12 protein-coding genes are annotated in these 14,314 nt (G+C 67.1%); 7 read left to right on the forward strand and 5 right to left on the reverse strand.

Features of this window, described 5'->3' with window-relative positions:
* Positions 1-211: 211 nt before the first annotated feature.
* Positions 212-1,423 carry a methionine adenosyltransferase gene (metK, locus tag NR101_RS06835; RefSeq protein WP_256774929.1) on the reverse strand — a complete coding sequence of 404 codons (1,212 nt, stop codon included), beginning with the start codon at positions 1,421-1,423 and terminating at the stop codon, positions 212-214.
* 311 nt (positions 1,424-1,734) lie between these two features.
* Here metK and NR101_RS06840 point away from each other — a divergent pair, with 311 nt between their 5' ends.
* Positions 1,735-2,574 carry a UDP-2,3-diacylglucosamine diphosphatase gene (locus NR101_RS06840; RefSeq protein WP_256774930.1) on the forward strand — a complete coding sequence of 280 codons (840 nt, stop codon included), beginning with the start codon at positions 1,735-1,737 and terminating at the stop codon, positions 2,572-2,574.
* Positions 2,575-2,613: 39 nt separating this feature from the next.
* Complete coding sequence (locus NR101_RS06845; RefSeq protein ID WP_256774931.1) at positions 2,614-3,696, forward strand: metal-dependent hydrolase; 1,083 nt, start codon at positions 2,614-2,616, stop codon at positions 3,694-3,696.
* Between the two features lie 72 nt (positions 3,697-3,768).
* Here NR101_RS06845 and NR101_RS06850 read toward each other — a convergent pair whose 3' ends face one another.
* The 4 genes from NR101_RS06850 to NR101_RS06865 all read right to left on the reverse strand — a co-directional run bounded on the left by NR101_RS06850 (position 3,769) and on the right by NR101_RS06865 (position 8,312).
* A complete protein-coding gene (locus tag NR101_RS06850) occupies positions 3,769-4,596 on the reverse strand; it encodes a class I SAM-dependent methyltransferase (protein WP_256774932.1) in 828 nt (275 codons plus the stop codon).
* 10 nt (positions 4,597-4,606) lie between these two features.
* On the reverse strand, positions 4,607-5,599 hold the full coding sequence (dusB, locus tag NR101_RS06855) for a tRNA dihydrouridine synthase DusB (protein WP_256774933.1): 993 nt from the start codon (positions 5,597-5,599) through the stop codon (positions 4,607-4,609).
* A gap of 422 nt (positions 5,600-6,021) precedes the next feature.
* The gene (locus tag NR101_RS06860) at positions 6,022-6,987 is read right to left on the reverse strand and encodes a ribokinase (RefSeq protein WP_256774934.1); all 966 of its coding nucleotides are present in this window, start codon (positions 6,985-6,987) and stop codon (positions 6,022-6,024) included.
* A 26-nt stretch (positions 6,988-7,013) separates the two neighbouring features.
* On the reverse strand, positions 7,014-8,312 hold the full coding sequence (locus NR101_RS06865) for a nucleoside transporter C-terminal domain-containing protein (protein ID WP_256774935.1): 1,299 nt from the start codon (positions 8,310-8,312) through the stop codon (positions 7,014-7,016).
* A 192-nt stretch (positions 8,313-8,504) separates the two neighbouring features.
* Here NR101_RS06865 and NR101_RS06870 point away from each other — a divergent pair, with 192 nt between their 5' ends.
* From NR101_RS06870 to NR101_RS06890, 5 genes are all read left to right on the forward strand, one after another.
* A complete protein-coding gene (locus NR101_RS06870) occupies positions 8,505-9,476 on the forward strand; it encodes an aldo/keto reductase (RefSeq protein WP_256774936.1) in 972 nt (323 codons plus the stop codon).
* 358 nt (positions 9,477-9,834) lie between these two features.
* Positions 9,835-10,032 carry a hemin uptake protein HemP gene (locus NR101_RS06875; protein WP_019182448.1) on the forward strand — a complete coding sequence of 66 codons (198 nt, stop codon included), beginning with the start codon at positions 9,835-9,837 and terminating at the stop codon, positions 10,030-10,032.
* Positions 10,033-10,275: 243 nt separating this feature from the next.
* A complete protein-coding gene (locus NR101_RS06880) occupies positions 10,276-12,483 on the forward strand; it encodes a TonB-dependent hemoglobin/transferrin/lactoferrin family receptor (protein ID WP_256775024.1) in 2,208 nt (735 codons plus the stop codon).
* A gap of 4 nt (positions 12,484-12,487) precedes the next feature.
* Positions 12,488-13,084: a Hemin transport protein gene (locus tag NR101_RS06885; protein ID WP_256774937.1), complete on the forward strand. Its 597-nt coding sequence runs from the start codon at positions 12,488-12,490 to the stop codon at positions 13,082-13,084.
* 71 nt (positions 13,085-13,155) lie between these two features.
* A complete protein-coding gene (locus tag NR101_RS06890; RefSeq protein WP_256774938.1) occupies positions 13,156-14,097 on the forward strand; it encodes a DUF6607 family protein in 942 nt (313 codons plus the stop codon).
* Positions 14,098-14,314: the final 217 nt, after the last annotated feature.

The following is a 14,314-nucleotide window of genomic DNA, read 5'->3' on the forward strand; positions in this document are numbered from 1 at the left end:
GGTAGAGCCGACCGTTGGTCGGCTGGGCGGGGTGCCCAAACGACGACGGGCCGCTTTCGCGGCCGCGCCGCGATGGCATGGATGCGCCGGGCTGATGAACGCATCGCCATGCGCCTACGTTTTTGCCGCCCAAACGACGACGGGCCGCTTTCGCGGCCCGTCGTTTATTTCGATCAAAGGCAGCCGACCAACGGTCGGCTCTACCGATTGATTATTTCAACTTCGCATCTGCACGCAGAGCGGCGGCGCGGTCGGTCTTCTCCCAGGAGAAGGCGGTCGCGTTGACGGTTTCGCCGGCAGCGTTGAGGTAGCTGAAGTCCTTCGGCTTGCGGCCGAAGTGACCGTAGGCGGCGGTCTGCTGGTACATCGGGTGGATCAGGTCCAGCATCTTGATGATGCCGTACGGGCGCAGGTCGAAATGCTTGCGGATCAGCTTTTCGATCTTGTCATCGCTGATCTTGCCGGTGCCGAAGGTGGTGACCGAGATCGAGGTCGGCTCGGCCACGCCGATGGCGTAGGAGACCTGCACTTCGCAGCGGTCGGCCAGGCCGGCGGCCACGACGTTCTTGGCGACGTAGCGGGCAGCGTAAGCGGCCGAACGGTCGACCTTGGACGGATCCTTGCCCGAGAACGCGCCGCCACCGTGACGGGCCCAGCCGCCGTAGGTGTCGACGATGATCTTGCGGCCGGTCAGGCCGCAGTCGCCCACCGGGCCACCGATCTCGAACTTGCCGGTCGGGTTGATGTGGAACTTGGTGCCCTTGTGCAGCCACTTGGCCGGCAGCACCGGCTTGATGATCTCTTCGCGGACGGCCTCGATCAGGTCCTTCTGCTTCACGCCCGGGGCGTGCTGGGTGGACAGCACCACCGCGTCGATGGCCGAGACCACGCCGTTTTCATAGCGCAGGGTGACCTGGCTCTTGGCATCCGGGCGCAGCCAGGACAGCGGCGAGTTCTTCTTCTTGCGGACCTTGGCCTGCTGCTCGACCAGGCGGTGCGCCAGATGGATCGCGGCCGGCATGTAGCTGTCGGTCTCGTTGGTGGCGTAGCCGAACATCAGGCCCTGGTCGCCAGCGCCCATTTCTTCGGGCTTCTTGCGGTCAACGCCCTGGGCGATGTGCGGGGACTGCTTGCCGATCAGGTTCAGCACGCCGCAGGTCGCGCCGTCGAAGCCGACGTCGGAGCTGTCATAGCCGATGTCCAGGATCACCTTGCGGGTCAAGGCTTCCAGGTCGATCCAGGCGCTGGTGGTGATTTCACCGGCCACGATCGCCACGCCGGTCTTGACCATGGTCTCGCAGGCCACGCGGCCCCGCGGGTCCTGGGACAGGATCGCGTCCAGCACCGCATCGGAGATCTGGTCGGCAATCTTGTCCGGATGGCCTTCGGAGACCGATTCGGAGGTGAACAGGTAGCTGGACATCAGGCGTAATATCCTTTGATTCGGATGGAAAGATGGGCGCGAATGATACACGGCAACCCGCGCCGTTGCATTGTGCGTCAGCACAGGTTGTCCCAGGTTAAGCCCGTGTGCCCGTCGCAGGGCCCGTTGTGACGGTATTGGGGTCCAGCGTCACCGCCCAGTGTTCCACCTGCGTGACAGTGGACCCTCGCCGCGGCAGCGCTGCGCGACAGCAGGGCCGGTCATCCCGCTGTCGTCAAACCGCCATCGGCCTGCAGTGGGACAGGCGCAGGCTTCGGCGCATCCGGCCGCCGGGCCTGGGGGAGCACGCCATGCAGCAGCAGACGCAGTGCGACGCGAACGTCGGCAGGAGCGCGGTGACGCGGCTGGCGCCCCATCGCCGCGCGGTATTCCTCTCCGATGTCCACCTGGGGTCGCGGCACTGCCATGCCGCCGAGCTGGCGCGGTTCCTGGCCGGCCTGCGCTGCGCGCGCCTGTACCTGGTAGGCGACATCATCGACCTGTGGTGGATGGCGCATCGCCGAGCTGCCTGGCGACCGGCCCACGGCGAGGTGATCCAGGCGCTGCACGCGCTGCGCGCTGCGGGGACCGAAATCATCTACATCCCCGGCAACCATGATGCATCGCTGCGCAAGGTCTGCGGCTTGATGCTGCCGGCCATGCAGGTGCGCCGACGTGCCATCCACGTCACCGCCGATGGCCGCCGGCTGTTGGTGGCCCACGGTGACGACTACGACGGCGTCACCCACTTTGGTGGCCTGCAGGAGCAATTCGGCGACTGGCTCTATTACCGCATTCTCACTGGCAACCACCTGCTCAATGCCGTGCGCCGACGGCTCGGGTGGCGCTACTGGTCGTTGTCCGAATTCCTCAAGAAGCGCAGCAGCGCGGCCGAGCGGTACATCGAGCGCTTCGTGCAGGCCGGGCTGGACGATGTGCGCCGCCGCGGACTGGATGGCATTGTCTGCGGGCATATCCATCGTGCGGCGCTGGTCGAGCGCGACGGGTTGGTTTACGCCAACGACGGCGACTGGGTGGAAAGCCTCACTGCGCTGGCCGAGGACCCCGACGGCAGCCTGCGGCTGCTGGACCATACCGGTCATACGCTGGCGCAGCTGCCCGCTGCAACGCGGCTGCCCGAGGTGGCCTGACCGCGCCGCATGGGTCGGCCCGGCTGCTAGCATCGGCCGATGGACTCCTTTACCCAGATCGTATTGGGCGGCGCGGTCGGCGCCGTCATCGCCCCCGCCGGGCACCGCCGCGCTGCCCTGCTGGCCGGTGCCGCGCTCGGCACGCTGCCCGACCTGGATGCCCTGCTGCTCGGCTTCACCACCGCCGACCCGGTGGCGCTGATGACCGAACACCGCAGCTACAGTCACTCGCTGCTGGTGCTGCCGTGGGTGGCCGCGCTGATCTGGTGGCTGTTCAAACGCTTCGGCCATGGTCGGGTCGCGCAGGCGCCCGGACGCTGGTTCTGGGCGATCCTGCTGGCCTTGGTCACCCACCCCCTGCTGGATGCGTTCACCGTCTACGGCACCCAGCTGTGGTGGCCGTTCACCCCGCATCCGACGATGTGGTCCAGCGTGTTCATCATCGATCCGCTGTATACCGTGTGGCTGTTGATCGGCTGCGCGGTGGCGTGGTTCGCGCGCAGCCGCCCGATCGCACAGAAGGCGCTGGTCGCCGGGCTGGTCCTGAGCAGTGGCTACCTGGGCGGGTCGCTGCTGGCCAAGTACACCGTCGAACGCGAGGCCGATCGCGCACTGACCGCGATGGGCCTAGGCGATGCGCCGCGCTTTTCGGCGGCCACGCCGTTCAATACGCTGTTGTGGCAGGTGGTGGCCATGACCCCCAGCGGCTATGTGATCGGCGAGCGTTCGCTGGTGGCCGATCGGGGTCCCATGACCTTCAAGGGCTATCCCTCCAACGTGCAGGCGCTGCGCCAGGCCGAGGTTGCCGGCCTTCCGGCCGTGGCACGGTTGAACTGGTTCAATCGCGGCTTCATGCGTGCCCGGGTGGTCGATGGCCAGCTGCAGGTGAGCGACCTGCGCATGGGACTGGAGCCCGATTACACCTTCACCTTTGCCGTGGCTCGTGCAGACGGTGACGGCTGGTCGGCGATCCCTGTCAGGCAGTTGCGCCCCGTCTATGAAAGCGAGGAGGGCAAGGCACAGCTCAAACGCCGGTTCGCCGGCCTGTGGCAACGCATCTGGACCGCACCCGGCGCCGTCGATCCGGCCAGCGCGGACGCCATGCCGGAGACGGCGCGCTGACTGATCTCCTCGCGCTGCGCAGCAACGCAGGTGCCATACCCGGCCCGATCAACTGCTGATCGGGGGCGGGACTCAATACACCGTGGCACGTGCCTGCACGAACGAGAAGAAGAACACCGCGTTCGGATCGTTCTGCACCAGGCTGAACTCGCGACGCATGCCCGCCACGGTGTCCTGGTCGACCAGGCCCGCGTCCAGCAGTGCATCGGCAGCGGAGAGCAGCAGCTGTTCCCAGAACGCGATCATGGTCTTGCGCCGGGCCGGCTCGCGGTTGTCCAGGTGGATGGTCTTGATCTCGGTATGCACGTCGCGGAAGCCACCGGCCAGCAGCAGATTGCCGAGCTTGGCGCCGACGAACGGATCGCCACCGTGGTCGTACTGGAAATCGTTGAAGGCCATCCAGTAGCGCCAGATGTGCGGCGAATACGGGTCGAGCAGGAAGGAGGCGTTCATCACCTCGGTGATGTACACGGGCGAGCCCGGGGCCAGCACGCGGCGTACCTCGCTGAGCACGCGCGCCGGTGACGGCACGTGTTCCAGCACCCAGCACAGGAACGCCGAATCGAACTCGCGCGCACCGAACGGCAGGTTGCCGGCGTCGGCCTGCAGCAGGGTGTAGCGCTCGCTGCACCAGGGCGTTTTTTCCAGGTTGCCGCGGGCGGTGGCCAGCTGCGACTCGCTCAGGTCCACGCCGGTGACGTGCAGTTCGGGGAAGCGGCGCAGCAGGATCTCGGTCTGCGCGCCGACGCCGCTGCCCACCTCCAGCAGGCGCTGCGCGCCGCTGTAGTCGATGCCGCTGAAGATGCTCGATTCGAACAGGCGGGCCTGGGTCATCAGGCGTTGCTGCTCGGTGCTGGAAAAGCCGTGCAGATAGGTCGGGGCGGCGATCGGCGGGGTCATGGGGGCAGGCTCAGGCGGCGGAGGACAACGGAACGCCGGCGGCGAGGGCGTTGAAGTAATCGGTGGTGAGGGCGATCTGGCTGGCGGGATCGTCGGCGCGGTTGACCACCGCACGGAAGGCGGCGTTTTCCGGTCGGTCCTTGGCGTACCAGCCCAGGTGCTTGCGCGCGATGCGCACGCCCTGGGGTTCGCCGTAGAAGTCGTGCAGCGCCTGCAGGTGGCCGAGCAGCAGGTCGCGCACCTCGATGAGCGAGGGCGGGGCGAGCAGTTCGCCGGTGGCCAGGTAGTGCGCCACCTCGCGGAAGATCCACGGGCGGCCCTGCGCGGCGCGGCCGATCATCACCGCATCCACCCCGGTCGCTGCCAACACGTGCGCGGCCTTCTGCGGCGAGTCGATGTCGCCGTTGGCGATCACCGGGATGCGCAGCGCGGCCTTGATCGCGCCGATGGTCTCGTACTCGGCGCTGCCGGTGTAATGCTGGTCGCGGGTGCGCCCGTGCACGGCCAGCGCGGCGATGCCGCTGTCTTCGGCGATATGCGCGATGCGCGGGCCGTTGCGATGGTCGCAGTCCCAGCCGGTACGGATCTTCAGCGTGACCGGCACATCCACCGCCTGCACCACGGCGGCAAGGATGCGCGCGACCAGGTCTTCATCACGCATCAGTGCCGAGCCAGCCCAGGCATTGCAGACCTTCTTGGCCGGGCACCCCATGTTGATGTCGATGATCTGCGCGCCATGGTCGACGTTGTAGCGCGCCGCCTCGGCCAGTTGCTGTGGTTCGGTGCCGGCGATCTGCACGCTGATCGGGTCCGGCTCACCGGCATGGTCCATGCGGTGGATCGACTTGCGGGTGTTCCAGAAGCGCGGGTCGGAAATGGTCATCTCCGAGGCAGCCAGGCCCGCGCCCAGCCGTTTGCACAGCAGGCGGAACGGCTTGTCGGTGACACCGGCCATCGGCGCCAGCACCACGTTGGGCTGGATGTTGTAGGGACCAATCTGCATGTGCGCATTGTAGTGCCGGCCGCTGGCCGGCAACCGGGCAAATGCCGGAGATCCGAAGGCGTGTTCAGGCCGATCCGGAAGGGACTGATGCGCTCAAGTCACGAGCATATGCTTGACGATTGCTTCCCCCGCCCCCAGCGCGCGGCGATGGTGGTGGGTTGCCGGGCCGGCATTACAGGGTGGCCCAGGCATAGACGGTGCCGGCGGCGGCCAGCAGCGTCCAGGCAGGGGTCTGGATCATGTCGTGCGTCGTCCGTGAGCGGGGCACCCATGGTCGAGCGGCGGCGGCACCGGGGCAATGCCGGTGGCGGCCATCCGCTGGCAGTTTCCGGCCGCAGCGCCGGTGGCCGGCGATGCCAGACCACACATGAAAAAGCCGGCGCTGGGCGCCGGCTTGATCGTTACCGCGCAGCGCGAGCCGGTCAGGCCGTTGCAGCGTCCTTGGGGGTGAAGTGCGGCATCGCCACGGCGGCGCCTTCCTTCTCGGTGGAGCGACCGGCGAACTGGTTGGCAAAGCGCACGTGGCGGATGAAGGCCGCGTCCGGGTCCTGCGCGATGGACGCGCACAGGGCACCGTTGAAGGCATCGCCGGCACCGGTGGTATCGAGCACCTGCACCTGTTCGGCGCCGACGCGGTAATACGGCTGGGCATCGCCACGCTGGTTTTCTTCTGCGTGGGAGACGAACACGCCCACCGAGCCCAGCGTCACCACCACCGTGCCATTGCCGACCAGCTTGCGGCACAGCGCATGCAGGCTGGCGCCGTCGAGGGCGGCCACATCGTTGGCATCCACGCGCTCGCCGACGTGGCGGCCGAGCAGGGCGGCGAACTCGGTTTCATTGGGGGTCAGCACGTCGGCCAGCTTGAGCAGGCCGATGCTGGACGGAGCGTCGGCCGGGGCCGCGTTGAGCACGGTGGTGACACCGGCCTCGCGGGCGATGGCCAGCGCCGCCTCAATGGTTTCCACCGGCGATTCCAACTGCGCCAGCACCACCTTGGCACCGCCCAGCAGCGCGCGCTGGGCCTGCACGAAGTCCAGGCTCAGCGCGGCGTTGGCGCCGGGGCCGATCACGATGGTATTGCGGCCGCGCGCGTCCACATAGATGCCGCCGGTGCCGGTCGGCTCGCTGCTGGCCTCGGCGGTCAGGTCGAAGCCGTCCTGCTCGGCCAGGCCACGCGCCATCGCGCCGCCGGCGTCATCGCCCAAGGCGCACAGGAAGGTGGTCGACGCGCCCGCGCGGCGTGCCGCCACGGCCTGGTTGAAGCCCTTGCCGCCGGGACCGGTGCTGTAGCGCCCGGCGATGGTCGCGCCCGGGGCCGGGAGCGATTCGCAACGCCAGACATGGTCCACATTGAAAGAACCGACAACGACGACAGTGTTACTCATAAAGACTGTTTCTCAGGAAGCGGATATCAGCTGAAATGCGTCAGCACGCCGGCGATGGTCGCCGTCATGAAGGTGGCAATGGTACCGCCGAGCACCGCACGCAGGCCGAACTTGGCCAGATCGTGGCGACGCTCCGGGGCCAGGCCACCAATACCACCGATCTGGATCGCGATGGAGCTGAAGTTGGCAAAACCGCACAGCGCGTAGGTGGCGATCAGGCGACCCTCGGAAGACAGGCTCACGCCCGGCACCTGGCCGTTCACGATTTTGGACAGCTCCGAGTACGCCACGAATTCGTTGATGACCACCTTCTGGCCGATCAGCGAACCCACCGTGGTGGCATCGGCCCACGGCGTACCGATCACCCAGGCGATCGGGGCAAGCACGTAGCCGAAGATGGTCGACAGGTCGGTCGGGCGACCGATCATGGCCTGCAGGCCGCTGATTTCACCCAGCCAGGTCAGTGGCGCGTTGAGCAGGGCGATCAGGGCGATGAAGGCCAGCAGCATCGCACCGATGTTCAGCGCCAGCTTGAGGCCGTCACCGGCACCGGCCGCCGCCGCGTCGATGATGTTGCTGGAGGTCTTCTCCACGTCCATCTTGACCGTGCCACGGGTCAGCGGCGTGCCGGTTTCGGGCACCAGCAGCTTGGCTACCACCAGGGTCGCCGGGGCGGCCATGATGCTGGCAGCCAGCAGATGCTTGGCGTAGAAGGCCTGCTGCACCGGATCGTTGCCGCCGAGCATGCCCACGTAGGCGGCCAGCACGCCACCGGCGATGTGCGCCATGCCGCCGATCATCATCGTGATCAGTTCGGACTGGGTCATCTTGGCGATGTACGGACGCACCGTCAGCGGCGCCTCGGTCTGGCCGATGAAGACGCTGGCGCAGACGCTGGTGGTTTCCGCACCGGATACGCGCATGATCTTGGTGATCGCCCAGGCCATGCCGCGCACGATCGCCTGCATGACATTGAGGTGGTACATCACCCCCATCAGGGCCGAGAAGAAGATGATCGTCGGCAGCACCTGGAAGGCGAAGATGAAACCGAACTGTTCGGTGTTCATCAGGCTGCCGAAGATGAAGCCGGAGCCTTCATTGACGAAGCTGAGGATCTTGACGAAGCCCTTGCCCAGCGCATCGAACACGTCGCGGCCACCGGGCACCAGCAGCACCACCGCCGCAAAGGCGATCTGCAGCGTGATACCGGTCACCACCAGACGCCAGTCAACGGCGCGCTTGTTGTTCGAGAACAGCCAGGCGATGCCGATAAGCACTACCAACCCGAACAGGCCGAAGCCAATCCTGCCCAAACCTTCGACCATGAGACTTCCCTTGGGGGTGCGGCGAAAAACGGGAAGCCTATAGCGGTGGCAGGGGCGGAGCAAGGAAAAGCGGCGTCCACGGGCCGATCGGCCGTGATCGGGCAAGTATCCACAAGGGTTTGGACGCCCCGGCGGCTACACTGAGGGCCATCGTTCCGGCCCGGATGCGGGCCTGCAGCAGAGGAGAATTCCATGCAATACCGGCGTCTTGGTTCCACCGGCCTGAAGGTGTCGGCCCTGTCCTTCGGGGCCTGGGTCACCTTTGGCGACCAGATCGGCCGCGATGAGGCCCGCAACCTGATCGCCAGCGCCTGGGACCACGGAATCAACTTCTTCGACAATGCCGAGGGCTACGCCCGCGGCCGCGCCGAGCAGGTAATGGGCGATGTGATCGCCGACCTGCGCCTGCCGCGCGACGGTTTCTGCGTGTCCAGCAAGGTGTTCTTCGGGGCGGTCGATAACCCGGGGCCGACCCAGCACGGGTTGTCGCGCAAGCACGTCACCGACGCCTGCCATGCCGCGCTCAAGCGCCTGCGGGTGGATTACCTGGACCTGTACTACTGCCACCGCCCGGATCCGGACACCCCCATCGCCGAGACCGTGCTGGCGATGGACACCCTGATCCGCCAGGGCAAGGTGCTGTACTGGGGCACCTCGGAATGGTCGGTCGCACAGATCCAGGAAGCGGTGGCCATCGCCCGTGCCCACCACCTGCACCTGCCCTCGATGGAGCAGCCGCAGTACAACCTGCTGCACCGCGAGCGCGTGGAGCAGGAATATGTGCCGCTGTACGCCGACCCGGGGCTGGGCACCACGATCTGGTCGCCGCTGGCCTCGGGCCTGCTGACCGGCAAGTACAACGACGGCGTGGACGCGCAGTCGCGGCTGGGCCAGGGCCAGCTGGCCTGGCTCAAGGAGCAGGTGCTCGGCGATGCTGCCGGCAGCCGCCTGGACCGGGTGCGACGCTACACCGCGCTGGCCGCCAGCCTGGGCCTGTCGCCGGCGCAGCTGGCCATCGCCTGGTGCCTGCGCAACCCCAACGTCTCCAGTGTGATCCTCGGCGCCAGCCGGGTGGGGCAGCTGGAAGAGAACCTGGGGGCGCTGGCCGTTCTTGAGCAGGTCGATGACGCGACGTGGCAGCAAATCGACGCGATTTTTGCCTGAGCGGCGCGTACACGCGGCGCGGGGGACAAGGTAGAGCCGAGCCGTGCTCGGCTGGGCCCGCGCGATGGGGGAGTGACGCGCGTTGCCGGCGCGTAGGCGCGGCGAGGGAGGCGTAGAGCCGAGCCATGCTCGGCTGGGCCCCCCGGGAAGCTGCCGGGCTGCGGGATCTACCAGGAATGCAGCCGAGCATGGCTCGGCTCTACCGGGCGGCGGGTGCGTTACTTGTATCTTTGTGATTGATAGCGTCAATCGAAATTAGCCAATCAATCATCAATTCCATCAATGAAGTTGAGAATGGTTGTTGATTGTCAACTGAGAATCATTATCATTTAAATCGTCCCTCGCACGAGTCCAGACGATGAACACTCAAGCTGCTGTGCTGCTGCGCCCCGAAACGCTGACCCTCCGCGACCGTCCGGTCCGCGTGGTCCCGCCCGAAGAAGTGATCGACAGCGAAGCCCTGCTCAAGGGCCGCCGCGAAATCCTGATCCAGCACGGCGACCGCTTCTATCGCCTTCGCCATACCAGCAACGACAAGCTCATTCTGACCAAGTAGCGCCCGTCGCTGGCCGGCCGCTGCTCCGGCTGTTGGCTGCCCCACCGGCCGCCTGCGCTTCCGGTGCTTGTCCAGGCAGGCCCGCTCCTCCCCCCGGGCCTGCCGTTGCCCACCGCTCTCTCCCCCTCGACGTTTCGCCTGCGGCCTCGGTCGCCGGCGTCGGTCGGGGGTCTCCTTCCGCGTCCAGCCGATTCCCGCCCATCCATGAAGATCCGCCCCAATGCCCTGAGCGCCGCCCTGTGGCTGGCGTTGCCGATGGCCGCCAATGCCGCTGCATCCGCCGCTGCCGATGGCGCGCCCGACGCGCGTGAGTTCGACCGTGTGCAGGTCACCGCCACGCGCACCGAGCGTGCGCTGAGCGATGTGGCCGCCACGGTCGATGTGATCGACCGCGAGCAGCTCGACGACCACCTGGTCCGCGACATCAAGGATCTGGTGCGCTACGAGCCAGGTATTTCGGTGACCAGCAGCCCGGCACGCTTCGGGCTGGGCGGTTTCCGCATCCGCGGCCTGGACGGCAACCGCGTGCTGATCCAGACCGACGGCATCGCCCTGCCCAAGGCGTTCGCCATCGGCAGCTTCTCCGATGCCAACCGCAACTTCACCGATCTGGAAACGCTCAAGCGGGTCGAGATCGTGCGCGGTCCGGCCAGCGCGCTGTATGGCTCTGACGCGCTCGGCGGCGTGGTCGCTTTCGTCACCAAGGACCCGGCCGATTACCTCAAGGACGGCAAGGACAGTTACGTCGGCCTGAAGTTCGGCTACGACGGCCAGTGGAAGGGCTTGTACGGCGGGGTCACCACCGCCTTCGGCGGCGACCGCTGGAGCGGCATGGTCAACGTCAACCATCGCCAGGGCCAGGAAACCGACAGCAAGGGCGACGTGCGCAGCGACAACAGCACCCGCACCGCCGCCAACCCGCAGGACCGCGATGGCCGCAGCCTGCTCGGCAAGCTGGTGTTCGCGCCCAGCGAGGACCAGCGCTTCACGCTGACCGTGGAAGGGAACGAAGACAGCGTGGACACCAACGTGCTGTCGTCCGTCGCCCCGGCCACGGCCGCGCCGCCGTCGGCCACCACCACCACCGCGATGAAGGCGCACGACCACCAGACCCGCGCCCGCGTGTCGTTCGCCCATGAAATGGACAACCTCGGCCAGGCCTTCGCCGACGACCTGTCCTGGCAGGTCTATCGCCAGGACAGCGAGACCACCCAGCGCACGATCGAGAATCGTGGCCGCGGTGCGAACGCCAGCCTGCGCGATCGCACGTTCAATTTCGACCAGCGCGTGTACGGCCTGCAGGCGGTGTTGCACAAGGGCCTGCAGACCGGCACGGTCGAGCACGACCTGACCTACGGCTTCGAAGGCACCTGGACCGACACCCAGCAGAAGCGCGACGGCTACCAGGTATCGGCCAACGGCACGGTCAGCAGGACGATCCTGCCTGACACCTTCCCGGTCCGCGATTTCCCGATCAGCACAACCACCGAGCTGGGCCTGTACGTGCAGGATGAAATGCGTTTCGCCGACGGCCGCGTCTCACTGGTACCGGGCGTGCGCGTGGACCACTACGAACTGCGCCCGGACGTGGACGGCATCTTCGGCACCGACAATCCCGGCGTGGCCGTGTCCGACCTGACCAAGACCAGCGTGTCGCCGAAGCTGGGCATGGTGTGGCGCTTGGCTGACCAGTGGTCGCTGTTTGCCGGCTACGCACACGGGTTCCGATCGCCGCCGTACAACGACGTCAACCTGGGATTCACCAATGTGATGTTCGGCTACACCGCCATCCCCAACCCGGACCTGAAGCCGGAAACCAGCGATGGCCTTGAACTGGGCGTGCGCTTCGTCAATACGGCGGCATACGTCAGCGTCAGCGGCTACTACAACGACTACAAGGACTTCATCGAGTCCCAGCGCCAGGTGGGCGTCAACCGCCAGGGCTTGATCGTGTTCCAGTCGCAGAACGTGGCCGATGCGGAGATCTACGGTGCCGAGCTGAAGGCCGGCGTCGACATTGGCAAGCTCACCAGCGCGCTGGAAGGCTGGTCGTTGAACAGCGCGGTGGCGTGGTCACGCGGCCAGAACAAGACCGAAGACGTGCCGCTGGAATCGATCGATCCGCTGCGTGGCACCGTCGGCATCGCCTTTGACCGCGATACCTGGGGCGTGGAACTGGCCGGCACCTTCGCCAAGCGCAAGGACCGCCTGCCGCCGCCCACCGGCACCAGTCCGCCCTTCGCGCCGGCCGGTTACGGCGTCCTCGACCTGATGACGCACTGGGCGTTCGCCCCCGGGGCCAAACTCAACGTGGGCGTGTTCAACCTCGGCGACCGCCGCTACATCGACTATTCGGCGATCACCTCGGCGCTGGCCACCAACAGCACCGTGATCGACCGTTTCACCAACCCCGGCCGCACCGTGTCGGCCAATCTCTCCGTGAGCTGGTAGCCCTATGAGCCGCGCCCTGTCCGCCATGCGATCGACCGACCGGGCGCTGCATCCCGGCCGCCTTCCCACCGCGCGACAGCTGGCGTCGCTGGGCACCGTCCTGTGCCTGTACCGCCCGGACAGCAGCGAGCTGGGTGGCTGGAAGCACGCGGTGTCCGCGCACGCCTGCCAGGGCATGGACAGCGAGGGCATCCGCGAGAGCCTGTGCTTCGCCGACGCGCGCGGCCGCTGCTGCTGGCGCCTGTACCTGCTGCCGGACAGCGACTTCCTGGCCTGGGATCGATTGGTATCGGCGTTCCCGGCGCGACCGGAGCCGGTCAATGACGGCGGCGTTGCCGAGCGCCTGTGGCGTCGCCTGGCCACGCGCCTGGGCGGCGAGCCGTGGCGGATGTGCGCCTTGCGCCTGCACGTCGGCGACGGCCAGGGCCTGTCGGCCAGCCTGGCCTCGCTGTCGTCGCTGGGCGCCACCGCCGCGCGGCGCATCGCCCACGTGGAAGGCGCCGATGGCGAGCTGTGGATCGACGCGTGTTGCTGCGCCTCGGCAGCGCGCGTGCCACCGCTGCGCGAGCACGGCAGCGCCATGCCCCTGGTCCGGCTGTAACCGAACGAAGAAGGACCGCCTCCGGCCACCGATGGCCGAACGTCTTGCCACCTCCTGAAGGAAACCTTGAGATGAAACTCCAGACAGCCAGTGCGTGGCTGCTGCTTGCCAGCAGCGGCGTCGTCCACGCCCAGCCCTCCGATGTGCAGCGCGACCACGACAGCATTGTGGCGATGAAGGGCGAATACGTGGTCGACTTCGCCTTCGATGAAACCGTGCTGCTCAAGCCGGGCTACGAGCGCGCGCCGGCCGTTCGCAGCGGCGGCAACGAGGTGGTGATCGTGGTCGAGGACACGCCGAAGCGGGTCGTGCTGCAGCACCTGCTGGTAGACCCCAAGAGCGGCCACGTCACCAAGCACTGGCGGCAGGATTGGGTGTACGAAGCACCGAACCGTTTCGAGTTCAGTGCCGACCAGACCTGGCAGGTACGCGCCATTCCGGCGGCGGTCAACGCCGGTGCATGGACGCAGTGCGTGTACGAAGTCAGTGATGCGCCGCGTTACTGCGGCACAGGCAAGTGGGACTACCGCAACAACGTGGCAACCTGGACCAGCGACCTCAGCTGGCGTCCGCTGCCGCGCCGCGAGTACACCCGCCGCAGCGACTACAACGCGCTGGCCGTGGTCAACCGGCACACGTTGACGCCCAATGGCTGGACCCACGAACAGTTCAACACCAAGATCCTGCGCGGCGCCGACGGCAGCCAGCAGGAGATCGCGCGCGAGTTCGGTTTCAATGACTACAACAAAACCACCGAGGTCGATTTCAAGCCCGCCTACGACTACTGGGCGGCAACGTCGGGCTACTGGGCCAAGGTGCGCCAGCGTTGGGACGGTTTCCTCGGCCAGGCCCCGGGCGTGCACCTGAAGACCACGCTGGACGGGATGGCGATGATCATGCCGCTGTTCACCCAGGCGCAGGACATCCAGGACGGCAAGAAGGTCAAAGACGCGCAGATCGACACGGTGTTCAAACAGTGGGTGGAAAACGCACCGGCCACCACCGCGCGGTAGAGCCGAGCCATGCTCGGCTGCTCATCTTCGAGCAATGCCAGGGCGTCTGACGGAAGAGGAGCGTTTCTGCCGAGCATGGCTCGGCACTACCGAACCCCACGCCCCCGCGACCCACGGATCCCACGCCCCCGTAACCCACGGATCCCACGCCCCGGCGACCCACCCAGGGTAGAGCCGAGCCATGCTCGGCTGCTCTTCCCCGATCAATGCCATGGCG

The organism is Stenotrophomonas sp. Ste86 (assembly GCF_024519465.1).
Lineage (GTDB): Bacteria > Pseudomonadota > Gammaproteobacteria > Xanthomonadales > Xanthomonadaceae > Stenotrophomonas.